A 26526-nucleotide genomic window follows, 5' to 3' on the forward strand; every position below is an offset into this window, starting at 1 on the left:
TTCACCCTTTACTGACGATGTTATGTTGAAATGCATAGACGACAGCTTGCGTCCGGTCATAGACGTCGAGCTTCGTCAAAATGTTGGAGACGTGCGTCTTTACCGTCTTCAACGAGATGTATAGTTCGTCGGCGATGACTTGGTTCGACTTTCCTTCTGCCATCAACTGCAAAATCTCACGTTCCCGGGCCGTTAGACTCTCGTGCAACGTCTTTTCCGGGTGACGGAGCCGCTCGAGCATCTTGCCCGTCACTTGGGCGGCCATGACGGGATTGCCCGCTGCCGTTTGACGAATCGCATCAGCGATCTCATTGGCGTTTGCCGTCTTCAAGACGTAACTCATCGCCCCGGCCTCGATGACGGGATACACTTTCTCATCATCTAAGAAGCTCGTCACGACCAAGATTTTAGCGTCTTTCCAACTCGCCTTGATCCGTTTTGTCGACTCGACCCCATCGACAGGTTCCATTACTAAATCCATCAAGACCACATCCGGCTTTTCTTGGATCGCGAGTTCCGCTCCAGTCGCGCCGTCCGATGCCTCTCCGACGACTTCGATGTCAGGCTGCGTCGACAAGAACGCCGAGACTCCGGCCCGCACCATCTCATGGTCATCAATCAATACGACTCGAATCATTGTAACCCCTCCACTTGTTGTTTCACACGCACTTCAATCTGAGTACCGACGCCGGGCACACTGACGAGTCGTAACGTCCCGCCGACCTCAGCCGTCCTCTCTCTTATCGATTGTAAGCCATATGAGGCGACTTGTGTATCATCGACATTAAAGCCGATGCCGTCGTCGTTTATTTTTAAGATGACCGTTTGTTGCACGGTCCGCATTTCGATTTCGAGTCGCTTCGCTTTCGCATGTCGAAGCGTATTGCTGATCGCTTCTTGAACGATACGGAACAGTTCATTTTCGGTGTGACGCGACAACTCGACTTCTTCGAGGCGCCAGATAAGTTCGGTCGACTGTTTGCGCGACAGCTCTTCTAACAATCGCTCGATACCCGTCTTGAGCGTCATCCCTTCAAGTTCGACGGGACGAAGTTGCAATAAGAGCGAGCGCATTTCGGCCTGAGCCGTTTGCGCCATCACTTCGACTTGTTCGATTTGTTTGGCGGCCACGTCCGGCTTCGCCTCGATCGTCTGCTTGGCTGCCGTCGTCATCATCGAGATGGCGTACAGTTGCTGGCTGACCGAATCATGTAACTCTCGGGCGACACGGCGCCGCTCCTCAACGACGGCTTCACTACGTGCTTCCTCGACACTGACAGGCCGGTCACCGACCCGTTTCGCCATCTCGACCATTTCTGCGCGCTGTTTCGAGATGCGTGCAATCCGTTCGAGTGTATCGCGATAAGGCGACAGCGGACGGAACGTGATTTCTTTTTGATTCTCGAGCTTCCATAAGGCAATCGCCACTTCCCGGAAGTCACGGCGCAAATAAAAGTACGAACCGACCCCGAACACGCTGCCGATCAAGACGGCGATGACGAGGATAGACACACCGAAAGGCAACCCTTCTTCACGTGTGAACAAATCTCGGAGTGAAGTCGAGTCACCTATTAAAAATGCAATCGTGACGAACAGTGCCGTCAAGAGGCTACTGAACAGTTGATGCCAGACAACGGTCCTTGGATACGAGTCCTTCTTCATACAGTCATCACCTCGACACTTCCGCTCATGAGCACGATATGAATCCGGACTTTTCGCGTCGCTGACGCGTAATCGTCCGATGCCGTATAAAAGCGACGATTGAACACGGGCGAATAATTCGATTCGTCGACTTGAATCTTGCCGAACCCGATCGAGGCGTCAATCGAGTAATCGTAACCGGCCGGAATGAGAATCCGGATATCCCCGGCGAGCCCATTCAACAGTAAGAACGTCTCTCCTTCCGGAATAATCGCGCGCGACAAGTCGAGTTCAACGTCACGCAACAAGAAAAATTCATTCGTGTCTTGGAGCACGTAGTGACCACTTTCTTTCGTCCCGAACGTAAACGCCTGTTCTTGACGGATATGCGACTTGAATCGGCTCGATTCGAGCGGACGGTTTTTATACAGCCGATAACCGAACATGAGCAATAGACCCGACAGCACGAAACCAAATGCCGCCGACGAAAAGATGAGTCCGACGAGCATGATGCCGCCAATTCCGTAAAAGATATAGCTGACCGGCTGATTGCCTTTGCGGCTGAAACGTCGTCCGATATAAAGCAACAATAACGGGACGACCATGCTGAAGAGGACGCTGTTTCCACCCGTCACGATATCGATAAATAGTCCAATGGCAAACAAAATAATCATGAATCCGATGATTTGGCGTGTGTTCCAACGTTCCACGTTGCTTCCCCCCTCTCTGACAGTATGTACAATGAAGCAAAGAAGCGATGGCCCAACTCATTCGCCGGACCATCGCTGAACCGTTGCGTCAGTCTTGTTTGAAACGACGCTCAAGTTCTTTTAGTTTTGCTTCGAAATCATCTTCATCCGCTGCATCGATTTTCTCTTCAGCGGCCGGTTCTTGCTTCTTCTCTTCTTCCGTGAACGGATGAGTCTTCGACGTCTCCGCTCCGAAGATTTGATCGAGCGCACCTTTCAATAAATCCAGGTTTTCTCGCATCGCGAACTCATAGCGTTTGTTTTGCATCTCATCGAGTTTCAGTCGCATCTCGAGGGCACGGCGCTCGAGGGCGTCGAGTTCACGCGCTCCTTCGTCGAGCAACCCTTCAAAGTAACGATACTGCTCACCGTAATGCTTCGACTCGAGCGCGGCCCGCTCCGCGAGTTTTTCTTCGCCCGCTTGTTTGGCGAGCTCGGTCTGCTCGTAACGCTTATCCGCCATCAGTTTAGCGTCATCACGTTTTGTCGCCAGCTCATCGAGGAGCGCCTTTTGACGTTCGACGAGACGTTCGACAGACATCGCTTCTTTTTCAGCACCACGGATGTGGCGGTTCAACTCGGCCTCCCCGCTCGAACGCGGTGCCGAACGTGGACCCTCTTTATCTTGGAACTTCTTCATCTCTTTCGACAATTCTTTCGTCAACTCGTTAGCTAAATCACGAAACTGGTCAAATGGTGTTTTCATCATAATATCCTCCTTGTGAAGCTTAGCGACGGTTTACAAACTTCTGCCACACTTGATCAAACGATTGAAAGCTGCTCCGGTTCGCACGCGAGCCGTCCGCATTCAAAATCTCGACGTCTTGTTTTTGGTTGGCATACATCATATACCCTTTAAACAATACCCATGCCACCACAATCCCGATTAACGCCCAAATATTCGATAAAATTGTGATGATCCCGATCACGGCAAGCGCGCCGTAACCGATTTTTGCGCCGACATGTGTCACGGCCATGAATCTGACTCCAGCCCACAGTGCTAAGAGCGCCCCCAAACCGAACATGATCATATTCGGTAAAAAGCCGATTAGAACGAGAACTAAAGAGATCGCGGCCACGATGAACAACACTTGTTTCATCTGGCGATTCATCTATCATCCCTCCTCGTTAAGTACACTCTTATCATAATACGTTATTTTTTATAGCGCGACGAGCGCAAGGCCCGTTTTCCCTCGGTCTGTAGACTGAGATGATAGCGTTCTCAAATCCTGTGCTATACTAGAGGCATCGAACAATGAAAGGATGATGTTTTATGAGCACCGTATTTAACGCAGTATACACCTTGTCAGCCAATCGGAGGGCGACTGTCCTCCATCACTAAGAGGAGGATTCTATTTGAATCAAACAACAATCACAACGGGGCGTGTCACGGCACAGTTCCAACATATGTACACGGTCACGACTGAAAATGCAGCCTACACGTGTAGCGTCACCGGGAAATTCCGACATGAGGCTGAAAGCGAGCGCGACTATCCGGTCATCGGTGACTTCGTCGAGTTCACCGTTCGCGAACACGGTCAAGGCGTAATTCGACGTCTCCTTGAACGGCGTACTGTCCTATCACGGGCAGCCGCCGGCAACGAGACGCGCGAACAGCTGATCTGTGCGAACGTCGACTTTATCTTAATCACGATGGCGTGCGGACACGATTTCAATCTGCGTCGGCTCGAGCGTTACTCGCTCGCCGCGTGGGAAACCGGCGCCACGCCGTTCATCGTCTTGACGAAATCGGACCAAGTCGACAACGCAGATGCACTCGTCGACGAACTTACGTTGACAGTGCCTGGGGTCGACGTCTTCCCTGTCAGTTCAGTCACTGGTGACGGCGTCGAAGCGTTGCGAGCCGCACTGCCGAGCGGAAGCACCATCGTGCTCGTCGGCTCGTCCGGTGTCGGGAAATCAACGCTGACGAACGCGCTCGCCGGGACGACCGTCGCCGAGACACAGGCCGTCCGCGAGAGCGATGAACGCGGCAAGCATACGACGACGCATCGCGAACTGTTCCAGATTGACGATTTGTTCGTCATCGATACACCCGGGATGCGTGAATTTGGCCTTTGGGACGGTGCCGATCACCTCGACGATACGTTTCGGGATATCGAGGCGCTCGCCGAGACGTGTTGGTTCCGGGACTGTTCACACCAGGCCGAACCCGGTTGTGCGGTCCGCAAGGCGATTGAAACCGGGATGCTCGACGCGAAGCGCTATCAAAGCTTCGTCAAGCTCGAGCGTGAACTCCGCTACGCCGAAAAACGACAAGCGGAAGCGGCTCGTCTCGCCGAGAAGAAGAAACGAAAAACGAAAGCTTAATCTACGAAAGGAGTCACAGAAAAACTGTGGCTCCTTTTTTGACCTTCCTGACCTAGCACCAAGTCCTATCAGCAATCCGACATTTGTGAACAACCGTTCAGAAATAGTTCGCCCAAATGCAGGTAAAACCCTCGAAAGTAAGCGGTTTCTCCGTTACAATGGACTCGTATTGTCACAGATTAAAATCGCTAATTATAGGGAGAGACTTATGAAAACATTGAACGAACGCGCACTCGAGATGCATGCCTTCCATCACGGAAAATTGGAAACGACACCGAAAGTCGACGTCGACACGAAAGAAGCACTCAGCCTCGCCTATTCGCCTGGCGTCGCCGAACCGTGCCGTCGCATCGCCGAGGATAAAGAGTTGTCGTATGACTACACGCTCCGCGCCAACACGGTCGCCGTTGTCTCGGACGGGAGCGCCGTGCTCGGTCTCGGCAATATCGGTCCAGAAGCCGCACTGCCGGTCATGGAAGGAAAAGCCGTCTTGTTCAAAAGCTTCGCTGGCGTCGATGCGTTTCCCATCTGTCTCGACACGCACAACGTCGATGAAATCGTCCGGACGGTCGAACTGCTCGCACCGACGTTTGGTGCCGTCAACTTAGAAGACATTAAAGCACCCGAGTGTTTTGAAATCGAAGCCCGTTTGAAACAATCGCTCCCGATTCCTGTCTTCCATGACGACCAGCACGGGACAGCCATCGTCGTTTTGGCCGGTCTCGTCAACGCGTTGCGCCTCGTCGATAAAACGATGCCTGAACTCCGTGTCGTCATGAACGGTGCCGGGGCCGCGGGCATCGCCATCGCCAAACTGTTGAAGCGTTTCGGTGTCGAGGACCTCGTCATCTATGATACGAAAGGCGCGATTTACGAAGGACGCGTCGAAGGGATGAACCCGTTCAAAGATCAAATCGCCAAAGCGACGAATCGGAAGCAACACGAAGGATTGCTCGCCGACGTGCTTCAAGGTGCCGACGTCTTTATCGGTGTCTCGGCGGCCGGGGCCGTCACGGAAGACATGGTCCGCTCGATGGCCGTCGATCCAATCATCTTCGCTCTGGCGAACCCGATTCCGGAGATTATGCCAGACCTCGCGACAAAAGCCGGGGCGCGTGTCGTCGCGACCGGCCGTTCCGATTTCGCCAACCAAGTGAACAACGTCCTCGCCTTCCCAGGTATTTTCCGGGGCGCACTTGACGTTCGCGCCAGCGAAATCAATGAGGAGATGAAGGAAGCGGCCGTCCACGCGATTGCCGATTTATTGACCGAAGAAGATTTGGCGAACGGTGTCGTCATCCCGAGCCCATTCGATGAACGAATCGCACCGGCCGTGGCGGTCGCGGTCGCCAAAGCCGCCGTCGAGACCGGCGTCGCCAAACGTCCTCTCGATGAGGCCGCCATCCGTCAGCACGTCAGTCAAAAACATTTGTAATCCAAAAACTGCGCAGACCATGATGGTCTGCGCAGTTTTTTAAACGGTTCCTTGTAAAATCCCTTCCGCCCATTCGACTTCTTCCGTCGTCGGGGGTTTAATTCCTTTGAGCGGATAGTCGAGACCGAGCGCCTCCCATTTATAGACGCCCATCTCATGGTACGGCAAAATTTCGACTTTCTCGACGTGGTCGAGCTTTTGAATGAACGCTGCCGTGCGGCGGAGCGCTCCTTCATCAAGTGTCCATTCCGGGACGAGGACGTGGCGAATCCACATTTTCGTTCCGCGCTCGGATAAATGTTCAGCGAGCGCGAGCGTGTTGACGTTGCTCCGTCCTGTCAGTTTCTTACACATGTCATCGTCGATATGTTTGATATCAAGCAACACGAGGTCCGTATGGTCTAAAATCGCATCCAAGTTAGGGGGACGGAGTGCACCGGACGTGTCGAGTGTCGTATGAAGCCCGTGTTTCTTTGCTTCACGCAAGAGCGCCTCTAAAAACTCTGGCTGCGCGAGCGGGTCGCCCCCAGAAATCGTGATGCCGCCTTTTGACGCTTCCATGAACGGACGATAGCTGAGCGCTTCTTGAATGACGTCCTCGGCCGAACGATGGTTATTCTTTTTGAAATCCCACGTGTCAGCATTGTGGCAATACAAGCAACGAAGCGCACAACCTTGTAAAAAGACGATAAAACGAATTCCCGGGCCGTCAACGGTTCCAAACGATTCGACCGAGTGTACATATCCCATTGTCATCGAAATGACCTCCTAACGAATGAGCGGCCCTCGAGTGAAGGCCGCCAAGCCTTTGTTTACAATGAACCGTGGAACGTCCGGTTGATGACGTCGATTTGTTGCTCCCGTGTCAATTTGATGAAGTTGACCGCATAGCCAGAGACACGAATCGTGAGCTGTGGATATTCTTCCGGGTGCTCCATCGCATCGAGCAACGTCTCACGGTTGAAGACGTTGACGTTCAAGTGATGTCCTTTATGCTCGCCGCCCATATAACCGTCAAGGAGTGCCGCCAAGTTGAGTTCACGGGCCACTTCTTCTTTACCGAGCGCTTTCGGTACGATTGAGAACGTGTATGAAATTCCGTCTTGTGCGTGTTCGAACGGGAGTTTCGCGACTGATGAGAGCGACGCAGCTGCCCCTTTCGTATCGCGGCCATGCATCGGGTTCGCACCAGGTGCGAACGGTTCGCCGGCGCGACGTCCGTCCGGTGTGTTCCCTGTCTTTTTGCCGTAAACGACGTTTGATGTGATCGTCAAGACCGATTGCGTATGGAGCGCATCGCGGTACGTTTTATGCTTGCGTACTTTTTGCATGAACGACTCGACGAGCTCGACGGCAATCGCATCGACACGGTCGTCGTTGTTGCCGAATTTAGGGAAGTCGCCTTCTGTCTCGAAGTCGACGGCAATGCCTTGCTCGTTGCGGACCGGTTTCACGGTCGCATATTTGATGGCTGAAAGACTATCCGCCGTGACCGAGAGGCCGGCGATGCCACATGCCATCGTCCGTAAAATCTCAGGGTCGTGGAGCGCCATCTCGATTCGTTCGTATGCATATTTATCATGCATGAAGTGGATGACGTTGAGCGTGTTGACATAGAGCTCGGCGAGCCAATCGAGCGTCCGGTCGAAGTCGGCATACACTTTGTCGTACGTGAGCACGTCCTCGGTGTTCATCTCCCAAACCGGTGCGATTTGGTCGCCGCTCTTCTCATCACGGCCTCCGTTCATGCTATAAAGGAGTGCTTTCGCCATGTTGGCGCGGGCTCCGAAGAACTGCATCTGTTTCCCGATTTTCATCGGTGACACACAGCAGGCGATGCCGTAATCGTCACCGAACTCTGGAAGCATGAGGTCGTCGTTCTCATATTGGATGGCGGACGTCTCAATCGACATCTTCGCACAATATTGTTTGAAGCCTTCTGGCAATTTCGTCGACCAAAGCACCGTCAAGTTCGGTTCTGGTGCTGGCCCGAGGTTCGAGAGTGAATGCAAGAAGCGGAACGAGCTCTTCGTCACGTTCGAACGTCCATCCTCACTCATCCCACCGATTGACTCGGTCACCCATGTTGGGTCACCCGAGAACAATTCGTTGTAGTCAGGCGTGCGCAAGAACTTGACGATCCGAAGCTTCATGATGAAGTGGTCGACGATTTCTTGAACGTCCGACTCGGTCAAACGACCTGCTTCGATGTCACGTTCTGCGTATACATCGAGGAATGTCGAGACACGTCCAAGTGACATGGCGGCGCCGTTCTGTTCTTTGACGGCTGCGAGATATGCAAGGTATACCCATTGGTACGCCTCTTGTGTATTTTCCGCCGGACGGCCGAGGTCAAACCCGTACGCCGCACCGAGTTGTTTCAACTCTTGGAGGGCCCCGAGCTGCTCAGACATTTCTTCCCGTGTCCGAATATCTGCCTCTGATAAGAAACCGCCACGGTTCGCCAAGTCCTTTTTACGTGCGGCAATCAAGAAGTCTAACCCGTACAAGGCAACGCGACGGTAGTCGCCGATAATCCGTCCACGTCCGTAAGCGTCAGGAAGTCCTGTGATAATCCCTGACTTCCGTGCTGCTCGCATCTCAGGTGTGTACGCATCGAAGACACCTTGGTTATGCGTTTTGCGGATTTCCGAATAAATCTTTGTGATTTCAGGGTTCGGTTCGAAGCCATACGATTCAAGTGCAGCGTCGACCATCCGGATGCCGCCGTTCGGATGAATCGAACGTTTGAACGGCTCGTCCGTTTGAACGCCGACCACTTTTTCGAGCTCTTTGTTTAAGTATCCCGGTCCGTGCGAGACGATGGTCGACGGGTTGTTTTGATCGACCGCCCAAACACCGCCGCGTTCCCGCTCTTCTTTCGTCAATTCCATCACTTGTGCCCAAAGCTGATTCGTCGCTTCCGTCGGTCCGACGAGGAAACGGTCGTCTCCTGTGTACTCATGTCGGTTTAAACGGATAAACTCACCGACGTTCACTTCGTTCGTCCACTGCCCAGGTACAAATCCTGACCAGGCTGATTTAATTTCGGTTGCCATTGTGGGTCACTCCTCATAGTTGAGATAACTGCGTGCTTTCTATAAGTTGAGTGTACGTGAAAACGTGAACATTATGTTTTACATTCTTGTGAAAGTTGTAACAATCTCATGAACGTTGGCTTAAAGCCATTTTTGTAAGCGCTTTAAAATCTGTTATAACGCATTTCTCATTCACTATGAAACAGATAATTCACGTCACGATAGGATTTACGTCGATTCTGTATCATCTCGATTCGGATGTGACGATTTATACAGTTTTTAGTGTGATGTATATCACGACTCGGGGATAGAACTTGAATTTTTGCCTTACATCGGACACAATGAAGGCAGAACATTGTAGAAGAGGAAGGGGTTCTTCCCATGACGTACGAATTATTGACAGCTGATCACGACTTGAAAGCCGGTGACCGCATCTCCCTTAAAGTAGAAGCGAACGGTGAACAACGTGATGGATTTATCACAGAATTTGAAGACGCAGGTTTTTGGATTCGGTTTGACGACGACATCGAAAACGAGGATTTCATCGACTACCGCGATAACTTGCTCGTTGCTCTCATCTCGCGCCCGATTGACGTGGCAGCGACGTATCCAGAGCTCGCTTCATACGAACGGTTGACGAAAGAATTGCAGTATCGTGTGTATCAAGGCTTCACCGTCGAAGGCGTCGAGGCGTCGGCTGACCAAATCGATGTGCACATCAAACTCATCGAGGACGGACAGACGTTCACACAGACACTCCGTTCTTCATTCGACCAAGATACTGAACATGTTCGCTATATCTAAGACAGGGAGCGCTTATGCTTCCTTTGTTTTTGCCCCACGATAAGGAGAATTGATATGAACTTTACAAAACCATTTATTAACGAAGCCTGGGATCGCCTTGGCTTTACTGAACCAATGCCGGTCCAAGCCGAAGCCTTCCCGCTTCTTCTTGACGGAAAAGACGTCACGATCGAAGCGCCGACAGGTACCGGGAAGACGCTTGCTTATTTGTTACCCGCCATTGAAAAAATCGACGCCTCGAACGACCGGATTCAAGTCGTCATCGTCGCGCCGACGCGTGAGCTCGTCATGCAGATTCAAACGGTCGCGCAACGCTTCACCGAGAAAGGTGATGTCCGCATCGCTTCATTTATTGGCGGTGTCGAATTGAAACGTCAAATCGACCGCTTGAAGAAAAAGCCCCATTTGATTGTCGGGACACCGGGCCGACTCGTCGAACTGATCGACAAGAAAAAATTGAAGCTTCATGAGACGCACACGATCGTCCTCGATGAAGCTGACCAAATCATCGATAGCGGATTGACAGAAGCTGCCGAACGCATCATCAAGCACACGGCGCACGAACATCAAATCGCCCTCGTATCGGCGACGCTCACAGACACGCTTCAAGCATGGGCTGCCCCGTTCTTGAAGGAGCCGGCACACGTGAAAATCGAACGAGCTGTGAGCAGTCAAGTGACGTACGGCTATATGTTGACGACACGCCGCTATAAGCCGGAATTGCTTCGTCGTTTGTCACATGTCAACGGCGTCAAAGCGCTCGCTTTCATCAACAACCGCTCATTCTTGCCACCACTCAGAGGCGAACTCGATAAAATGAAAGTGAATTACCGGATGCTCGACAGCCTAAAAGGGAAACGCGAACGCGTGGAGACGCTCCGTGAATTCCGGAAAGGCGACTATCCACTTCTCATCACGACGGGTCTCGCGGCCCGTGGTCTCGACATCGAAGAAGTGACGCACGTCGTCCACTTCGATTTGCCAGAATCGATTGATGACTTCATTCACCGCTCGGGCCGGACGGCACGCGGGAATGCGGCCGGGACCGTGCTCTCGCTCGTGACGGATGAAGACTTGACGCACTTGAAATCGTTCGCTCGCCAGCTAGGCGTGGAATTGAAAGAACTCGAGATTTATCGTGGCGATGTCATCGAGAAACGGATCGAAGATAAACCGCCGGTCGTGAAGCGTCCTGCGAACAAACGAGGACCGCGCCGATGAAAAAAGACCGGAAAGTAATTCCATTCCCTTTGCTTGTAGAAGAGTCCGAATTGCTGGCCGAGCTGAAAAAGTTGTATGAGCAAGCCGCGCTCGCGCGCAGCACACATTGGACGAACTATATTCAAGAAATCGCCTCGGAAGGCACGTGGCAGTTGAAAGACGCCGAGCTATTCCGCGACCTGTTCATCGACTGGGCCGTCTTCTTTGAGACGGACGAGGACGGGATGACACCGCACGGCCGCTATTTGGCGGATCAAAAAGCCGACATGTCCCCTGCCTTGTATCACGCGCTCCGTGGCTTGGCGGTCCCGCGTTGTTCAGTGTTTGAAGTGACCGAGGAAGGACTGCGCGATTGGGAGACGAAAGAGACGTATCACGTCAACCTTCCAGAAAAACGTGAGGTCGGCGACATTATGCTCGGCAAGCTGCTCGATATCCGAGGCAGCTGGCGTTTCGGGTCGGCGTTCCTCGCTCTTCCGGCGAAAATGGCCGGTAACGTGTCGGACCTGTATATCGACTTCACCGATGAGGTCGGTCCGGGTGCGTTCCTCGACCAGTTCCCAGAGTTTTGTGCGGAACTGATCGACATGTTACTCGATTTAGAAGACGGGGTCATCGTCCCGAAACCATCAAAATAACCGAGAGGCGGCCGCCTCTCGGTTATTTGTTATTCTACATAATACTGTGTGTTTGAGAGCAATGCTTTCGCCTCATCGTTCGTCGCTTTCACAACGGCGCTCGAGATGGATTTTCCATCTTGATATACATCGATGACGGCGCCCTCTTTTGTCGGACGGGCATGGTACAATTGGTCGCCAACGTAAGAGGTCGTGCCGACCGAACCATCGATGACTTGACGCGTCGATTGTTTACCCGTCTTCAAATCGACGACAAGTTCGGTCCCACCTTCTTGTAACGCAATTAACTGATCCTCATAAACGGTCGCATTCCACATGTCACCATCTGGCATCAATTCAACGACTTGCTTCGTTTCCACGTCATACGCATGAAGCCCCGCTTTCTCTTGCTCACTCAAATACGTTTCTCCACCCTCTGTAACCGATGTCTGTTCGGTCATGCTGACCGGGATGAACCGATTGTCTGCGTCAATCGTTGCCACGTATGGTCGGAATGCCCAAGAAGTGCCTGTCACGGACGAAATGGCTTCATCTTGCAGCTTCACGGTTTCGATCTTGATTTGTTTGGCGCCTTCATCGATCATGGCAATTTTTGTGACTGGATTTTCCCCGTAACCGTCGCGATAAATGACATGTACGTTTCCTGCACGAACGAACAGGCCGGCCCAAGGGCTATCCATGAGTTCAGACGCACCATTGACGTCTGTCCCAAAGATTTGTTTAGTCACATCCTGACCGTTCAAGCGAAACACAGCAATCTCTTTATTCCCGTCCTGCCCGATCCCGATATAACCGTCAGGCGTCTGAATCGATTGCACAAAACTTAGACCTGAGAGTTGCCGATAAAAGTCGCGCACGGACGAGTCGACCTCGTCGTCATACGCTAACGCCTGTTCGATATAATTCAAATCAGTCGTCACCTGACTCTGGTCGATCGTCACTTCGAACCGTTCTTTCTCGCCTTCTTCCGTATTGTAGTACAAGTTCACTGTTTGATCTTTCCAAACCTCAGGATTCGTCGTGACCGCCAAGTCCCATTCTGCTTTCGTGTCCCTCATATCAAAAGCAAACGTCCCGAGACCGATGACGATGACCGCGCCGAGCGCGGCCACATTCCACATTCGTTTCATCTGCTCACCTCACACACTTAGTTTTTTCGTCAAGTAGAGACGACTTAACCATACCGTTACACTCATCCATCCCATCAGACCGAGCCCAACCACAACCATCATCTCGTCCATGAACAATCGACTTTCTAGGAAAAAGAACGCCGTCACTGGAACGGCAATCAACGCCCCAAGCATCAATATCGCAATAATCGGTGACCACAATGTGCGTTGCCATAGACTCCGCTCAATCAACACGAATGCGAAGATGAATAAAATGACGAGCACGATGAGCACTTGATGAATCAGGAAATTGACGAAAGACGCAGGATACATCGGCGAGAGAGCCCCATCGAAGCGAATCGCTTGTTCGAACGACCCACCCACCGGAATCATCTGTGAATCGAACCACCCGGTGAATGCTATGTACTGAAGCTTAAGGGCAATCCATTGAACCGATAAGAGCCCGAGCACCATCAATATCATCGTTGCCAGCTTCGCACCGAAGACAAGCATCCGTTGTTGCGGCATCATCAATAGTCGCATCATGAACGTGCAGCGGCCTTGAAAGTCACGATACCAAATCCAAAAGCTGTAGAGGAGCATCGCTGCGACGGCCACGCCGATTGACAAAATGAACGGCGTCCCTCCGAGATAATTGGCAAACGTTAAGACGTAATCTGGCGTCCCGGTGCGACGAATCTCTTCATACATATTCGTCTCGCTCCATAAAAAGAAGCCGAGCCAAGCGAACTGTGCGACAACAAGCAATGTGATCAAGATGAGATACGGTTTCGTCGCCCGCTCCACTTCCCACCCGAGTAATTTTAATAGGTTCACGCGCCATACTCCTCTCTCATGACATCGACAATCGACTTCCCATGAATGAAGCGGACGTCCTCGACGTCGAACTCGCGAACGATCCGGCCGCGGTTCAACATGACGGCCTTGTCGACCAAGTATTCGATGTCTTCAATCTCATGCGTCGTAATCAATACGCCGCGGTCTTCCATGATGTCACTCGAGAACAACTCGACAATTTGTTCTTTCGAGAACACATCAATCCCTGAGAATGGTTCGTCGAGCAACAAATAGTCCGGATCTTGGGCAATGCCGAGCGCCAAGTTCACTTTCGCGAGCGTCCCTTTCGACAGTTCGTTCAACTTGTCCTCCGGGAACAGCTTGAACTCATCGACAAGACGGGCAAACAATTTCGGGTCGAACTTTGGATAAAAGTCGCGCATGAACGCCTCGCACTGTTCAATGGTGAAATGGATGGGAAACGTCGAATGGTCCGGTACGAACGCGACACGATTCAAATCAATCGGTTTGCCGTCGACGAGCACCGTCCCCTGGTCGAACGGCGTCAGTCCCATGATGCCTTTTAAAATCGTCGATTTCCCGGTACCGTTCAACCCGATCAAGCACGTGATTTCCCCTTTTTGGGCCGTGAACGACACCTCTTCGATGACTTGTTTTTTGCGGTAACGCTTCTTAACTCCCAGTACTTCGATCATGAATATTCCCCTCCCCGTATTGCCGTTTGATTTTATCGACGAGCTCATCCATCGTGACGTCAAGTTCTTGAATCGATTCGACAAAGACAGCGACTGCCTCATCGACGAGTTCCGTGCGGATGCGTTTCAATACATGTTCATCTGTCGTCACGCGGCTCGGACGGTTCCGTTCGGTCGTAATCAATTGTTGTTCCTCCATCTCTTTGAACGCCTTTTGGACGGTGTTCGGATTGATTTTCAGTTCGGTCGCGAGCTCACGTCGCGACGGCATCTCTTCGCCCGCCTGCAGTTCGCCAAGCGCCATCTTCTTTTTGAAGTAATCGACGACTTGAATGTAAACCGGGGCTCTCGTGTTGAATTGTATGATCATGTTGTCACCTCTCTAAGTGTATGATGCGAATAATACACTATCTAACTGTATTATCACCGTAGTACACTAACGGAGTCAACAGTTTTTTCCAAAACAAAAACGCATCCCCTATAAATGGATGCGTCAACTAGATGGAACGATTTGATCGGCCTGGGCTTGCGGGTTGATCGTTTTGATGTAATGCGCTTCTCCCGGCCAATACCGGCGTTCGTACTTAGCAAGCCGCTCCGACAAGTCGCCGATATACGTATCACGATTCAAGACCCGTTCATACCGGACTTCCCGCGGACAGTCGAGATAGACGATGTAGTCAAAATAAGGACGCCACTCGTCCCGCAATAAGAAGATCCCTTCGATCAAGACAAGTGTGTTCGGAGCCATCTCAATTGTTCGCATGTTGACCGCGTCCTGGTCTCGCTCATAATACGGCAACATCAGATTCGTCTGCCCTTCCCGAAGCGGTTTGAACAAGGTCTCCACGAGCAACTCGACGTCCCATTGGAGCGCATAATATTCCATCGCCTCTGACTGTCCCGTCGCGTAACGTCGGTGCCGCTCGACGATAAAGTCGTCAATATGTAACACCACTTCATTCGTTGCAATCCCGCGTAGTTGTTCGACCATCGTCGTCTTTCCTGCCCCGCTCAACCCGTCGATCGCGACGAGGAACGGACGTCCTTGCTCATGACTGGCGTGCGCCGTTTCAATGACTTGTCTCACCGTATCCATTCTGTCCCTCCTTCACAAATAGAAAAAGTCAGCCCTAAAATACAGGGCTGACTTCAGTTTACCAGAGCACCCAACCTTTAGCTCCCGGCGGCGCACTTTCAATCAAGTGCCAAATCGGAATCGTATAGGCGAAGGCAATTAAAACGAACGTGACCGTAATCCAAAGCTTCCAATTCTCGAAGAAACGCGGTGTCTCCATCGCCGCCTCTTCGGTCTCGGCGAGCGGGAACTCCTCTTCTCCCTTCGGAGCGAGGAACGACAAGTTGAACATTGAATAGACGAAGATGAGGACCGAAATCAAGAGGATCGTCCCGCCAATCGCCATCGCGATGTGGTATGGAATCCACTCGCGCGTAAGCGCATCCGAGAAGTACGTTGCCGGACCGGTCCGACGCGGATTACCTTGCAGTCCTGAGATGTGCATTGCGTAAGACATGATCGACATTCCGAACGCCCACGTGCCTGCTTGAATCAATCCGATTCGATTCATCTTTTTCGTTAGGATACGACCGCGCAATACCGGCACGAGCCAATATGCCGTTCCGAAGAACGTCAAGGCGACGGCCGTTCCGACCGTGATATGGAAGTGGCCCGTGACCCAAAGTGTGTTGTGGACCATCGCGTTCAATTGGTGCGATGCGTTGATGATTCCGCCGGCTCCAGCCGGAATGAAGAACAACATGCCGACGAACGGAGCGAGGAAACGGACATCCCCATATGGCATCTTCTTGACCCAACCAAATAAACCGCGAGCTCCGAGTGCGCGGCCGCGCAGCTCGAACGTCGCAAACAGCGAGAACGCCGTCATAAACGACGGGATGACGACGAGGAACGTCAAGATGACTTGAACGAACTTCCAGAACGGTTCAATCCCTGGTTCCGTCAACTGGTGGTGGAAGCCGACCGGGAACGAGAATAACAGGAACAACAGGAACGCCATCCGGGCGAGCGCATCGGAGAAAATCTTTCCGCCGATGACTTTCGGCACGACCGTATACCAGACGATATAGGCCGGCATGAGCCAGAAATAGACGAGCGGATGACCGAAATACCAGAACAGCGTCCGTGACAACTCGATTCCGACCGTATCTTTCCAACCGAGCGAGAGCGGGAGCAGTTGGAATAAAATCGTTCCGGCGACACCGAGCGTGGCGATGACCCACAAGAGCATCGTCATGATACTCATATACGCTGGAAGCGGCGGATGAACGCCCGGATTTTCTCGTTTATAGTCCGCATACATCCGGAACATGGCGAACGCCGATAACCACGTACCGACGACGAACAAGACGAGACCGATATAAAACACTGGGTCGGCCATGAGAGGTGCGTAGAACGTATACAAGACGGTCGCTTTATTGGCGAGCACCATGATCGTGACGAGCACGGCACCGGCGATAATCATCCAAAACCCGAGCCAAGCGACCCTCGTTGGGAACGACTCAAAGCGTCCGAACGACTTGGCGAGGAGCGCGTAAAGCAGACCGATGATGAACATTGTCGTGAAAACGAGACCGAGCATGATGCCGTGTGCAGTCAACAGTTGATAATAGCCGAACACTTCCGGGATGACACCGGTCCGGATGAGCGTCTGCATGAGTCCGGCTAGTCCACCGATTAAGACGGCGAGGACCGAAATGACGACATGGGCATAGGCGAGGCGTGCTTCTTTGACACCGATACTCGGTACCGGTACGCCGCGTTCCATTTCCCACTGCTTTAGTTTTGAGGCTACGTCATTCATTTAGTCCACCACCTTAATTTTTGTCGACATCATGTGATGTCCGGTACCACAATATTCGTTACAAAGGATTAAAAATTCGCCCGCCTCATCGAACGTATACGTGAGCGAGTTGATATGACCAGGTACGACCATCATATTGACCGGTGTGCCCGTCAACTGGAAACCGTGAACGACGTCCGGTGACGTGACGAGAAACGTGACTTTCGCCCCTTTTGGAATCTCGACGTTGCCCGGCGTGAACGTGAACGCTTGCGCGACCATGACAAGTTCATATTCGTTGTCGTCAATTTTATGAAGTCCCGGTTTGTCGAACGGTGCGGTTTGATGCACTTTCGCCGGATCGATCAAATCCGCGTCCGAAGCCGGTTGATTTCCTGCCGCAAAGGCAGAGATACCAAGCACGGTTAAAAACACACCTAATAAAATGATGCCGAATACAAGCCAATATTTTTCAAGTTTATGAATATGCATATGTTGCTCTCCTCCTGCTCGTTATCGCGTCATAAATAGGTAAAACACTGACGACCACATGGCAATGATGACGCCCGCGACAATCATGACCGATGTGAACGTGCCTTTTAAGTTCGGTTCTTGTCCATCGTTTTTCTCCACGTGAAGGACCCCTTTCCCTGTGATTTCCACTTTTATTGTATGAAATGGGATGGGGATTAATATGTGACATTTATCACTCCAAAAGTGACAATCACATCAAATTTGCGTAGTTTCCACACATAAAGTTCACATTTGGTATAAAGGCATACAAAAAAGGCGATTGTCCCGACACGAATCGAGTCAACCACCTGTTCGGTTTCACGCGCTTTGACAAGGTGAAATGTTGCAGCTCTCTTGAAAGATTAAAGCCGACAGATACCGGCGGGACAGCCTTCGCAGTAACATAGTTCTTTCAAGAAATCGATGTCATGCAAAATCATCTCTGTCCCCGTCGTCGTCAACATGCCTTCCTTCCGCCACTGGTTCATCATCCGATTCACCGTCTCGCGAGGCGCGCCAATCAGCTGACCGAGCTCCCCGTCTGACGGATGTTTTGGCACGACGATCCCTTCTGCTGACTCGACGCCGTCCATCGCCGCCATGCGTAATAACGTGGAGGCGAGGGCACCCGGTTTCCCATATAGCAGCAAGTCACGGAGTTTCATCTCGGACTGCTTGCGCATCATCGACGTCCACCGCAATACTTCAGTGGCCAACTGCGCATCGCGCCGAACGAGTTCATCCATCTCTTGCTTCGAAATCCAACCGATGACACTGTCCGAAGTCGTCTCGATGCTATACGAACTCGGGAACACCTCGTCGATATCGAACTCCCCGAAGAAGTCGTCCGCCCCATAGATGAACATGATGAGTGCGCTCCCTTTTTTCGTCAGCTTCGTGAATTTGACGGAACCGCTCTTCAAATAAAAGAACTTGTTGCACTTCTCGCCTTCCCAACAAACGATGCTCCCTTTCGAATGATCTTGAAACGTCATCATCTCGAGCAAGAGCTGTTTCGTCTCTTGCGAAAAGACAAAGCTGTTCGGTTTGGTCGTTCCGCATTTCATAGTCATGTTATCTGCTCCCTCCACTAATCGTATATCTGATTAAGTCTCGTACGTCATGTGTATGGCTATATTATACAAGAGGTATGTAGCTAGTTTCATAAAAGTATGTGACATTTCAAACAATCTTCTTATTCTTTGCCCACAAAAAAAGACTGCAGGCTCCCTGCAGTCTAGTCTGGTCAACGGTAGACGAGTCGAATCAACTTCTCGGCAGCTTTGAAGTTCGGATAACGAATCGGTAAATCAAATTTCGTCGTGTTTCGTAAAATCGATTTGGCGTGACTAAACGTCTCAAAACTGTAACGTCCATGGTACGAGCCCATCCCGCTCTCGCCGACGCCGCCGAACGGCAGGTTCGGGTTCGTCAAATGCATGAGCACGTCATTGACACAGCCTCCACCGAACGTGAGGTGTTTCATCACGGTCTGCTCCACGGCTTTCGTCTCGGTGAACAAATAGAGCGCGAGCGGATGCGGACGCGATGACACAAACTCAATCACTTCGTCGAGTTGGCGGTACGTGAGGACTGGTAGAATCGGTCCGAAAATCTCATCTTTCATCACGTTCGCGTCCTCTTCGATATCCGTCAACACGGTCGGGGCAATCTTCAATTCGTCCCGGTCCGTCTGGCCACCAAAGAAAATGTCTCCTTCTGTCAAATATGCGGTCAAGCGGTCGAAGTGGGTCTCATTGACGATTCGTGTGAACCGTTTCGTCCCGACGCCGTTTCCGAACATCGTGAAGGCCTCCCGTTTGATGGCCTCGAGGAATGCCTCTCGTTTAGATTCGTGGACAAGGACGTAATCTGGAGCGACGCATGTCTGCCCGGCATTCATCCATTTGCCCCAGGCGATGCGCTTGGCTGCAATCTCGATATTGGCATCTTCATGGACAATGGCCGGTGATTTCCCACCAAGTTCGAGCGTGACGGGCGTCAAGTGCTTCGCCGCCGCCTCCATGACGATTTTCCCGACTGGCGTCGACCCTGTGAAGAAGATATGGTCCCATTTCTGGGCAAGCAACTCGGTCGCAACGTCCTTATCTCCTTCGACGCTGACGACGTAGCGGTCGGTGAACGCCCGTTCGAGCACTTTCGTGATCATTTGGGCGACGTTCGGTGTCAATTCCGAAGGTTTCACGACAGCCGTGTTGCCTGCGGCAATCGCTCCGATGAGCGGCGCCATCGCCAATTGAAACGGATAGTTCCACGGAGCGATCACGAGTACCGTTCCGTAAGGTTCATACATGACCTCACTTTGCGTCCCGAGATGGATTGAGGCGCCTCGGACACGTTTCGGGCGCATCCAACGCTTCAACTCACGTGTCGTCCGTGTGATTTCGTCATAGACGAAACCGATCTCCGTCGTGAACGCGTCGAGTTCTGATTTGTTCAAATCCTGCTCCAACGCTTGAAGAATCTCTGCTTCATGATGCTTGATTGACTCTTTTAAAAACGTCAACATGCTGAGACGGAATGCGAGCGACTTGGTCGCTTGCGTCCGAAAGAAGCGACGCTGTTTACGAATGAGCTCTTCAATGGTCAACTGTTCGATTGGTGCGAGCATAAATCTGCCTCCCTTGGATGATAACGCTAGCTTCATCTTATCATCTTCACTCGGTCAGCGACCATTTTGAACCTTCGATCTGCGTCCGTCCTATCTGACAGGCACGTCCCGTTTCTTCGTTTGTTGCATGACGACAAATATCAAACCGGCGACGAGCAGGATGCCACCCGTCAGCGCGAATTTTTGTGTCAGCGTAATCGAGAGCCAGCCTAACAATGCCGAGCCCGTCACTGTCCCGAGCGAGAAGAACGCATAAAAATAGCCGTACGACTTACCACGATTGGCCTGATTCGTCGCTTTAATCAACATCGTATTGATGGCTGGGAATAAGATAGCGAACCCGACGCCATACAAGGCGAGGACAGCGTACAAGAGGAGCGACGTCTCTGATCGGCCAATCAACAGTTGGCTCACACCGAGAATGCCGACACCGAGTGCAGCGAGCTTCGCTGGTTCGATTTGGTCGAACAGGCGATTCGTCGGCAACACAAACACGAGCACCGCCATGATACCGAACGTGCTGAGCAATGTCCCGCTCAGACGAGAGTCATACCCGAGCGCCTGCACGTAAAGGGGAAGCAAGTACGCGATTGCCCCTTGCGAGAACATCAAGAGGAAGGCGCCGATATACGCTTTCACTACGTCTCGTTCCAGGCGCGACGTCCCTTCATCTGTACGATGGGAAGGTTCAAGCGTTAACTTCGACGGGCGCAAAAAGACGAGTGCGAGGAGCGCGACGGCTACCCCGAACAGCGCGACGTATGTGAAGACGATCGGCACGGTCGTCTGGCTGGCCATGATGCCGCTGAACGCCGGACCGACGATGGCTGCCAAACCAACAAAACTGCCGGTCAATGCCACTTTTTTACCTTGTCGGTTCGCGGCGGTCAGATTGGCGGACAACGTGAACGCGGCTGGGACAATCAAACCCGCTACAAAGCCGTGCACGATCCGGACAATTAATAGCGTCGTCGCTGTGTCGACGAGATGATACGACAAGAGACTGAGGCTCGACAGCGCAAGACCAACGAGCAAGATGACGATCGGACCAATCCGGTCGGTCCAAATGCCGGATAAAATGTTGCCGAACGTATTCGACAACGAGTAGATGGCGATGACGAGCCCTGCGATGAACGGTGTCGCACCAACCGATGTCGCAAACGTGCTCATGACCGGAAGCTGGGCGAATAAATCAAAGAAGGCAAAAAAGACGATACTATAAATGACAAAAGCGGACGCTTTATTCATGATGACAACTCCTTGATCCAGCCCAATACGGGAACTGTTCGTTTCAGCTTCAGTCTAGCCTGCCAGTTTCACTTTGTATACAAGACAAGGCGCGCGGACACAAAAACGCCTTACAAACCAGTGGTCTGTAAGGCGTGTTCATTAGTTTGTGACTTCGACCGCTGTATCGAGTGCGACACGAATCATTTCGTCAAACGTCGATTGACGCTCTTCCGATGTCGTCTCTTCACCTGTCAACAAGTGGTCTGAGATTGTGAGGATCGTCAACGCGTTCACTTTGTGTTTCGCAGCGAGTGTGTAGAGACCTGCCGCTTCCATTTCGATGGCAAGGCAACCGAAATCGGCCCACTTCTTGAAATGGTGGAAATCATCCTGGTAGAACTGGTCGGCTGTGAAGATTTGACCGACTTTGACCGGAATACCAGCCTTTTCGGCGTTCATATACGCGCGATGTAGGAGGTCGAACGTCGCTGTCGGTGCATAGTCCATGCCGTTGAAACGAACCCGGTTTTGGGCCATCTCACTCGATGCACTCATCGCGATGACGACGTCACGTACTTTGACGTCTTCTTGAATTCCGCCAGCCGTACCGACACGAATCAAGTTTTTTACGCCGTATGACATAATCAATTCGTTCACGTAAATCGACATCGATGGAACACCCATCCCAGTCCCTTGAACGGAAATACGTTTTCCTTTATATGTTCCTGTGAAGCCATACATGCCGCGGACTTCGTTGTATAACTCAACATCCTCGAGGAACGTCTCCGCGATATATTTCGCACGCAACGGATCTCCTGGCAATAATACCGTTTCTGCGATTTGTCCTGCTTCTGCCCCAATGTGTACACTCATGATTAAATTCCTCCTTCAAGATAGTCGTTGGCACTGCTCCCGATATTCATTCGGGGTGATACCAATCTGTTTTTTGAAGACTTTCCGGAAATACTTATCATCCGAAAAGCCGACCGCTTGGGCGACTTCATAAATACGTTGTCTACTCGTCTCAAGGAGACGTTTCGCCTCGAGCATCCGGATCGACAGCAAGTATTCGGATAAGTTGACGCCGTACTGCTGTTTGAAGCGACGCGATATGTATTCGCGGCTCAAGTAAAAGCGCTCGCTCATCCCTTGTAAGCTGAGTTCTTCCGCATAATGGCGTTCGATGAACGCGCCAATCTGTAGAATCGGATCGTCTTCGTCAGGAATGACGTCGGCGAGGGCACGTGCGAGCGTCTCGTTCAAGACATCCGGGTCAATCGGTTTCAGCAAGTAGTCGAAACTGCCTAGCTGGATCGCGCGCCGCATGTACGAATATTCGTCATAGCCCGTCAAGACGATCAGTTTGGCCGTCTCCGCCTCCACATGGACCCACTCCATCAACTCGATGCCGTTACATCGAGGCATTTGCAGGTCCGATAAAATCAACGCCGGCCGTTCTTTGACGATGATCCGTTTCGCTTCTTCCCCGTCTTGCGCCTCAATCACTTTCGTGACGCCGAGCCGTTCCCACTCCCCGAGCAGTTTCACCGCTTCCCGTACCGGCGACTCATCATCAACGATCAACACTTTCGTCATGACGCATCCGCCTCCTTTACGGCCGGGAAACGCATGACAATACGAAATCCGCCTGTCTCTGGTGTAGCCAACATAAACTGAGCCTCCCGATTATAGTTTAACATGAGTCGATCCCGAATGTTCTTTAAACCGGTACCTTCCGCCCCATTCAATGGCTCGGTCGATACCTCGATCCGTTCTTTCAATAGCGTCAACTCTTCATCCGAGAGATCGCGTCCGCTATTCTCACAATGAATCACAAGATTTTGTCCCGACTGATGAATTCGCACGGAGAAACGGTTGGCCGCTGTCGCACCGTCGCGCTCAAACCCATGCTTGAAAAAGTTCTCGGCGAGCGGCTGCAAAATCATCTTCGGCACAATCAAATCGAGGAGCGGCTCCGGCACATCGACCTCAATCTCAAATTGATCCGGGAACCGGACTTGTTGCAAGCGAATGTAGGACGTGAGGTGGTCGACTTCTCGCTTTAGCGTCACGAGCGACTCATCAGGGTGCATCGTATAGCGCATCATCGAGGAGAGCTGCGTGATGAGACGGTACACCGTCTTGCCATCGCCTTTCAATGCGAGCGTCCCGATTGACTGCAAGGCGTTGAACAGGAAGTGTGGGTTCGTCTGGGCTTGGAGCGCCCTAAGCTCATTCGTCCGATTCTCGAGCGCCAATCGGTACTCCCGTTGAATCAAATCATCGATTCGTTCAATCATCCGCTTGAACTGCCGTCCGAGCACGCCGAACTCATCATTTCCGAGGGAATCGAATGAGACCGTCATGTCCCCTTGTTCGATTCGCCAAATGTTCGACGTGAGCGTCTTGATTGGAGTCGTCAAACGCATCGAGGCATAGGTCGCCCCAATCAATGCCAATACGAGCGACACCATCCCGACGACAAAGATGATGAACGACGTCCGCGACGCCGGCTCGGTCAACAATCGATCCGGTATCGATTTTCCGACGTAGAACGTCTGGTTCTCAAACTCGAACGATTTGACGATCCGATGATGCTTTCCATCGCTCGACAGCGAGTTCGTCGATACATTTTGCGGGATTTCACCGTCACCGAGTTGTGCGAACACTTGATTGCCTCCCCCGACGAACCAGAGGCTCTCGCTCGGATTGTTCTGTAGTGAGGCGAGTTGGCCGATGAAGATGTCCTCCGGAATATCAATCGACAATATCGCGAGTGGCTGATCCGTCTCGATTTTGTCGAGTCGGAAATGGAGTGTGACGACCTGCTCTTCCGAGACGAGCGGCCCGAAATCATGATAGGGCACGAGCGGATGCGAGGCCTCAAGCAGGACGCGGCTCTCCTCATATTTCAATAGTTGTTGCTGAATCTCACTTGGCTGCCGTTTCGAGCGCGGGGACACTTTCATCTTATAGGCGGCGAACGAATCCATATCCTCAAGCATGAGCAGTTGGATTTGGGCCACATCCTCACGGGATAAGTACATCCCGAGCAGCGCCCGTCGTACCTCGAGTTCAGTCTGTTCGAGCGACAGTCCCGGGCCGTACTCGAGAATATCGAGCACATCCCGATTCGCATACAGACTTGTCGGCAAGCGACTCAAGTCTGAGACATACCGTTCCATTTGAAGCGTGCCTCGCTCAAGCGACCATTCGGTGAGCTGAAGCCCCCGTTCTCGCTCCCGGTCTTTGACGTACCAAAAGGAAATGACCGTCGCCAAAATGACGGGAACGATAATCGTCAATGCGATCATTCCCGTCAGCTTCGTCCGAATGCTCATGCGCGCATCGCCTCCTCGCTGTCATTATATCACGGCTTATGCAAGCGTTTGCAATACTGTCATGAAAAAAACTCGTCTCCCAGTTTCTCGAGAGACGAGCCAGTTGTTCATTCATAAGAACGTAGCAATTCTACAATCCCAAATTCGTGACTCCAATCTTTCGCCACATCGACTGGTGTCATCCCATCGTCATTCTCGATTGTGACATCGGCTCCGCTTTCGAGCAGCAATACTAATGAATCGTAGTCCAGTCCATCGTTATACAGCAAGTTATGGAGCGGAGTATCACCATAACTGTCTTGCATGTTAACGTCCGCGCCGTTCGCCAATTCCTCTCGAATCGCGTCCGCACCTGCATTGTCATAAACCAACTGCTGAAGCGGTTCTTCAGTCATATCACCAGCAAACCCTTCACTGAACGGTGATGAAGCGAAGCTTGTAAACCCACCGCTCGTGAACAGCCAGGCGACGATGGCTACGTTGACAATGACGCTCAACACAATCGTCCCGATAATCGACCCTTTGACATACCCTGCCGTCTTGAAGACCGGAACGTTCGCTTCACCGGCGTTCGTCGCAATGGCCGCAATCCGTTTCGGGAGCGGCGGATGCGTCGATAACAGCTCGCTCAATTTGGCGATAAATCCGTTCTCACGGCTCGCCTCATATAAGTAGTCAAACTCGCTCACTTCCTTCGCCAACTTCCCACCGATGGCAAGAATCGTGAGGGCGCGTTTTGATGCCGTCTCGTCTTGAATATGGTGGGCGGCCATGCGGTCACACGTAAACTCACATGCACGCGAATAAGCCGATCCTAAAAACGGAATCCAACCGCCGAGCAGCATCGCCCATTGTTTCTGGACATGGTTACGGCGAATATGTGCCAACTCGTGCGCGATCACAAACTCGACTTCTTTGGCGTACCCTTCACGTGACAACTCGACGACATCCGAATACAGGATGACCATATTCTTTTGGAAGAAACGGGTCGCGAAAGCGTTCAAGACGCCTCCGGCTTGAAGAATGTACACATCCGGGAGTAAGCGAATTCCCATTTCTTGTCCGACACGCTGATACGTCTGATACAGGTCGGCGAATTGACGTTCGGTCACTTTGACGCCGTTCGTGCGAATATATCCGATTTGAAGCCAGTGCGTGAATAGAGACAGGGTTATAATCGTTCCCATCACCCATAAAAAGATGCCGAGTGAGGCAATAGTGAAGATGATTCCTAGTATCACCGACAACACGCTAGCGGCGACGAGCAGGCCAAAATACAAGGTTTCGTTCTTATGTACCATGCTCGCTTGTATCTGATTGGATGGTTTCTTGCCGGATGGTTTCTTGCCGGATGGTTTCTTGCCGGATGGTTTCTTGTCCGGTAGTACCACTTCTGATTGTTTAATATCTGATTGATTCATGCAATAATCCCCTTCATTTTCCATATGAGAACCATTATACAAGATTTAAGGTTGAAGAATCCATAAAAAATAGAAACTGACAATTTC

The 26526-nt window shown here is 51.8% G+C and carries 27 protein-coding genes; 5 read left to right on the forward strand and 22 right to left on the reverse strand.

Annotated features, from left to right (window positions below; all coding sequences use genetic code 11):
* Position 1: 1 nt before the first annotated feature.
* The 5 genes from ACZ2GZ_RS12460 to ACZ2GZ_RS12480 all read right to left on the reverse strand — a co-directional run bounded on the left by ACZ2GZ_RS12460 (position 2) and on the right by ACZ2GZ_RS12480 (position 3502).
* Positions 2-637 (reverse strand): response regulator, encoded by a 636-nt coding sequence (locus ACZ2GZ_RS12460; protein ID WP_021067798.1) that lies wholly within the window; start codon positions 635-637, stop codon positions 2-4.
* Positions 634-1662: a sensor histidine kinase gene (locus tag ACZ2GZ_RS12465; RefSeq protein ID WP_021067799.1), complete on the reverse strand. Its 1029-nt coding sequence runs from the start codon at positions 1660-1662 to the stop codon at positions 634-636. Before ACZ2GZ_RS12465 ends, ACZ2GZ_RS12460 begins: the two co-directional genes overlap by 4 nt.
* On the reverse strand, positions 1659-2351 hold the full coding sequence (gene liaF, locus ACZ2GZ_RS12470) for a cell wall-active antibiotics response protein LiaF (RefSeq protein WP_021067800.1): 693 nt from the start codon (positions 2349-2351) through the stop codon (positions 1659-1661). The genes ACZ2GZ_RS12465 and liaF overlap by 4 nt, the downstream gene beginning before the upstream one ends.
* Before the next feature lie 88 nt (positions 2352-2439).
* A complete protein-coding gene (locus ACZ2GZ_RS12475; RefSeq protein WP_021067801.1) occupies positions 2440-3096 on the reverse strand; it encodes a PspA/IM30 family protein in 657 nt (218 codons plus the stop codon).
* Between the two features lie 22 nt (positions 3097-3118).
* Positions 3119-3502 (reverse strand): lmo0954 family membrane protein, encoded by a 384-nt coding sequence (locus ACZ2GZ_RS12480; protein WP_214715475.1) that lies wholly within the window; start codon positions 3500-3502, stop codon positions 3119-3121.
* Positions 3503-3746: 244 nt separating this feature from the next.
* On the opposite strand from ACZ2GZ_RS12480, the gene rsgA reads away from it, so the two are divergent.
* The gene (rsgA, locus tag ACZ2GZ_RS12485) at positions 3747-4721 is read left to right on the forward strand and encodes a ribosome small subunit-dependent GTPase A (protein WP_214715482.1); all 975 of its coding nucleotides are present in this window, start codon (positions 3747-3749) and stop codon (positions 4719-4721) included.
* Between the two features lie 208 nt (positions 4722-4929).
* Entirely contained in the window at positions 4930-6156 is a 1227-nt protein-coding gene (locus ACZ2GZ_RS12490) for an NAD(P)-dependent malic enzyme (RefSeq protein WP_214715484.1), read from the forward strand.
* 39 nt (positions 6157-6195) lie between these two features.
* Here ACZ2GZ_RS12490 and pflA read toward each other — a convergent pair whose 3' ends face one another.
* Positions 6196-6912: a pyruvate formate-lyase-activating protein gene (pflA, locus tag ACZ2GZ_RS12495; RefSeq protein ID WP_021067805.1), complete on the reverse strand. Its 717-nt coding sequence runs from the start codon at positions 6910-6912 to the stop codon at positions 6196-6198.
* Positions 6913-6968: 56 nt separating this feature from the next.
* Positions 6969-9215, reverse strand: coding sequence for a formate C-acetyltransferase (gene pflB, locus ACZ2GZ_RS12500; RefSeq protein WP_214715486.1), 2247 nt, complete (start codon positions 9213-9215; stop codon positions 6969-6971).
* Between the two features lie 360 nt (positions 9216-9575).
* Here pflB and ACZ2GZ_RS12505 point away from each other — a divergent pair, with 360 nt between their 5' ends.
* Genes ACZ2GZ_RS12505 through ACZ2GZ_RS12515 form a run of 3 tightly spaced genes read left to right on the forward strand, consistent with a single transcriptional unit; the run spans position 9576 to position 11857 of the window.
* A complete protein-coding gene (locus ACZ2GZ_RS12505; RefSeq protein WP_021067807.1) occupies positions 9576-9998 on the forward strand; it encodes a hypothetical protein in 423 nt (140 codons plus the stop codon).
* 54 nt (positions 9999-10052) lie between these two features.
* Positions 10053-11219 (forward strand): DEAD/DEAH box helicase, encoded by a 1167-nt coding sequence (locus ACZ2GZ_RS12510; RefSeq protein WP_021067808.1) that lies wholly within the window; start codon positions 10053-10055, stop codon positions 11217-11219.
* Positions 11216-11857 (forward strand): hypothetical protein, encoded by a 642-nt coding sequence (locus tag ACZ2GZ_RS12515; RefSeq protein ID WP_214715488.1) that lies wholly within the window; start codon positions 11216-11218, stop codon positions 11855-11857. The genes ACZ2GZ_RS12510 and ACZ2GZ_RS12515 overlap by 4 nt, the downstream gene beginning before the upstream one ends.
* Positions 11858-11886: 29 nt before the next feature.
* On the opposite strand, the gene ACZ2GZ_RS12520 is transcribed toward ACZ2GZ_RS12515, so the two are convergent.
* The 15 genes from ACZ2GZ_RS12520 to ACZ2GZ_RS12590 all read right to left on the reverse strand — a co-directional run bounded on the left by ACZ2GZ_RS12520 (position 11887) and on the right by ACZ2GZ_RS12590 (position 26439).
* The gene (locus ACZ2GZ_RS12520; RefSeq protein ID WP_214715490.1) at positions 11887-12987 is read right to left on the reverse strand and encodes a hypothetical protein; all 1101 of its coding nucleotides are present in this window, start codon (positions 12985-12987) and stop codon (positions 11887-11889) included.
* A gap of 9 nt (positions 12988-12996) precedes the next feature.
* Positions 12997-13803 carry a hypothetical protein gene (locus ACZ2GZ_RS12525; RefSeq protein WP_214715492.1) on the reverse strand — a complete coding sequence of 269 codons (807 nt, stop codon included), beginning with the start codon at positions 13801-13803 and terminating at the stop codon, positions 12997-12999.
* Entirely contained in the window at positions 13800-14480 is a 681-nt protein-coding gene (locus ACZ2GZ_RS12530) for an ABC transporter ATP-binding protein (protein WP_021067812.1), read from the reverse strand. The genes ACZ2GZ_RS12525 and ACZ2GZ_RS12530 overlap by 4 nt, the downstream gene beginning before the upstream one ends.
* A complete protein-coding gene (locus tag ACZ2GZ_RS12535; protein WP_029596052.1) occupies positions 14458-14850 on the reverse strand; it encodes a GntR family transcriptional regulator in 393 nt (130 codons plus the stop codon). The genes ACZ2GZ_RS12530 and ACZ2GZ_RS12535 overlap by 23 nt, the downstream gene beginning before the upstream one ends.
* Positions 14851-14973: 123 nt before the next feature.
* Positions 14974-15579, reverse strand: a complete 606-nt coding sequence (locus tag ACZ2GZ_RS12540; RefSeq protein ID WP_214715500.1) for a kinase — start codon at positions 15577-15579, stop codon at positions 14974-14976.
* Positions 15580-15637: 58 nt separating this feature from the next.
* Positions 15638-17323, reverse strand: coding sequence for a b(o/a)3-type cytochrome-c oxidase subunit 1 (locus ACZ2GZ_RS12545; RefSeq protein WP_035385689.1), 1686 nt, complete (start codon positions 17321-17323; stop codon positions 15638-15640).
* Complete coding sequence (locus tag ACZ2GZ_RS12550; RefSeq protein ID WP_021067816.1) at positions 17324-17794, reverse strand: cytochrome c oxidase subunit II; 471 nt, start codon at positions 17792-17794, stop codon at positions 17324-17326.
* A gap of 21 nt (positions 17795-17815) precedes the next feature.
* Positions 17816-17935, reverse strand: coding sequence for a hypothetical protein (locus ACZ2GZ_RS12555; RefSeq protein WP_021067817.1), 120 nt, complete (start codon positions 17933-17935; stop codon positions 17816-17818).
* Between the two features lie 242 nt (positions 17936-18177).
* On the reverse strand, positions 18178-18888 hold the full coding sequence (locus ACZ2GZ_RS12560; RefSeq protein ID WP_021067818.1) for a Crp/Fnr family transcriptional regulator: 711 nt from the start codon (positions 18886-18888) through the stop codon (positions 18178-18180).
* A gap of 173 nt (positions 18889-19061) precedes the next feature.
* Positions 19062-20447 carry an aldehyde dehydrogenase gene (locus tag ACZ2GZ_RS12565; RefSeq protein WP_021067819.1) on the reverse strand — a complete coding sequence of 462 codons (1386 nt, stop codon included), beginning with the start codon at positions 20445-20447 and terminating at the stop codon, positions 19062-19064.
* Positions 20448-20537: 90 nt separating this feature from the next.
* The gene (locus ACZ2GZ_RS12570; RefSeq protein WP_029596055.1) at positions 20538-21695 is read right to left on the reverse strand and encodes an MFS transporter; all 1158 of its coding nucleotides are present in this window, start codon (positions 21693-21695) and stop codon (positions 20538-20540) included.
* Between the two features lie 141 nt (positions 21696-21836).
* Positions 21837-22550 carry a purine-nucleoside phosphorylase gene (gene deoD / locus ACZ2GZ_RS12575; protein WP_029596056.1) on the reverse strand — a complete coding sequence of 238 codons (714 nt, stop codon included), beginning with the start codon at positions 22548-22550 and terminating at the stop codon, positions 21837-21839.
* 15 nt (positions 22551-22565) lie between these two features.
* Positions 22566-23273 (reverse strand): response regulator transcription factor, encoded by a 708-nt coding sequence (locus tag ACZ2GZ_RS12580; protein WP_214715507.1) that lies wholly within the window; start codon positions 23271-23273, stop codon positions 22566-22568.
* Positions 23270-25018, reverse strand: coding sequence for a sensor histidine kinase (locus ACZ2GZ_RS12585; RefSeq protein ID WP_131472453.1), 1749 nt, complete (start codon positions 25016-25018; stop codon positions 23270-23272). The genes ACZ2GZ_RS12580 and ACZ2GZ_RS12585 overlap by 4 nt, the downstream gene beginning before the upstream one ends.
* 107 nt (positions 25019-25125) lie before the next feature.
* Positions 25126-26439: a M48 family metallopeptidase gene (locus ACZ2GZ_RS12590; RefSeq protein ID WP_214715514.1), complete on the reverse strand. Its 1314-nt coding sequence runs from the start codon at positions 26437-26439 to the stop codon at positions 25126-25128.
* Between the last annotated feature and the right edge of the window lie 87 nt (positions 26440-26526).

The organism is Exiguobacterium sp. KKT215 (assembly GCF_055635335.1).

Excerpts from the sequence above, each read along its gene's own strand:
- ACZ2GZ_RS12520 (WP_214715490.1), bottom strand. The coding sequence starts at position 12,987 with ATGAAACGAATGTGGAATGTGGCCGCGCTCGGCGCGGTCATCGTCATC.
- ACZ2GZ_RS12565 (WP_021067819.1), bottom strand. The coding sequence starts at position 20,447 with ATGCTCGCACCAATCGAACAGTTGACCATTGAAGAGCTCATTCGTAAA.
- ACZ2GZ_RS12530 (WP_021067812.1), bottom strand. The coding sequence starts at position 14,480 with ATGATCGAAGTACTGGGAGTTAAGAAGCGTTACCGCAAAAAACAAGTC.
- ACZ2GZ_RS12590 (WP_214715514.1), bottom strand. The coding sequence starts at position 26,439 with ATGAATCAATCAGATATTAAACAATCAGAAGTGGTACTACCGGACAAG.
- ACZ2GZ_RS12580 (WP_214715507.1), bottom strand. The coding sequence starts at position 23,273 with ATGACGAAAGTGTTGATCGTTGATGATGAGTCGCCGGTACGGGAAGCG.
- ACZ2GZ_RS12515 (WP_214715488.1), top strand. The coding sequence starts at position 11,216 with ATGAAAAAAGACCGGAAAGTAATTCCATTCCCTTTGCTTGTAGAAGAG.
- ACZ2GZ_RS12535 (WP_029596052.1), bottom strand. The coding sequence starts at position 14,850 with ATGATCATACAATTCAACACGAGAGCCCCGGTTTACATTCAAGTCGTC.
- ACZ2GZ_RS12540 (WP_214715500.1), bottom strand. The coding sequence starts at position 15,579 with ATGGATACGGTGAGACAAGTCATTGAAACGGCGCACGCCAGTCATGAG.
- ACZ2GZ_RS12570 (WP_029596055.1), bottom strand. The coding sequence starts at position 21,695 with ATGAATAAAGCGTCCGCTTTTGTCATTTATAGTATCGTCTTTTTTGCC.
- ACZ2GZ_RS12465 (WP_021067799.1), bottom strand. The coding sequence starts at position 1,662 with ATGAAGAAGGACTCGTATCCAAGGACCGTTGTCTGGCATCAACTGTTC.
- pflA (WP_021067805.1), bottom strand. The coding sequence starts at position 6,912 with ATGACAATGGGATATGTACACTCGGTCGAATCGTTTGGAACCGTTGAC.
- ACZ2GZ_RS12510 (WP_021067808.1), top strand. The coding sequence starts at position 10,053 with ATGAACTTTACAAAACCATTTATTAACGAAGCCTGGGATCGCCTTGGC.
- pflB (WP_214715486.1), bottom strand. The coding sequence starts at position 9,215 with ATGGCAACCGAAATTAAATCAGCCTGGTCAGGATTTGTACCTGGGCAG.
- ACZ2GZ_RS12480 (WP_214715475.1), bottom strand. The coding sequence starts at position 3,502 with ATGAATCGCCAGATGAAACAAGTGTTGTTCATCGTGGCCGCGATCTCT.
- ACZ2GZ_RS12490 (WP_214715484.1), top strand. The coding sequence starts at position 4,930 with ATGAAAACATTGAACGAACGCGCACTCGAGATGCATGCCTTCCATCAC.
- ACZ2GZ_RS12505 (WP_021067807.1), top strand. The coding sequence starts at position 9,576 with ATGACGTACGAATTATTGACAGCTGATCACGACTTGAAAGCCGGTGAC.
- ACZ2GZ_RS12585 (WP_131472453.1), bottom strand. The coding sequence starts at position 25,018 with ATGAGCATTCGGACGAAGCTGACGGGAATGATCGCATTGACGATTATC.
- ACZ2GZ_RS12475 (WP_021067801.1), bottom strand. The coding sequence starts at position 3,096 with ATGAAAACACCATTTGACCAGTTTCGTGATTTAGCTAACGAGTTGACG.
- ACZ2GZ_RS12545 (WP_035385689.1), bottom strand. The coding sequence starts at position 17,323 with ATGAATGACGTAGCCTCAAAACTAAAGCAGTGGGAAATGGAACGCGGC.
- ACZ2GZ_RS12460 (WP_021067798.1), bottom strand. The coding sequence starts at position 637 with ATGATTCGAGTCGTATTGATTGATGACCATGAGATGGTGCGGGCCGGA.
- ACZ2GZ_RS12560 (WP_021067818.1), bottom strand. The coding sequence starts at position 18,888 with ATGACTATGAAATGCGGAACGACCAAACCGAACAGCTTTGTCTTTTCG.
- deoD (WP_029596056.1), bottom strand. The coding sequence starts at position 22,550 with ATGAGTGTACACATTGGGGCAGAAGCAGGACAAATCGCAGAAACGGTA.
- ACZ2GZ_RS12550 (WP_021067816.1), bottom strand. The coding sequence starts at position 17,794 with ATGCATATTCATAAACTTGAAAAATATTGGCTTGTATTCGGCATCATT.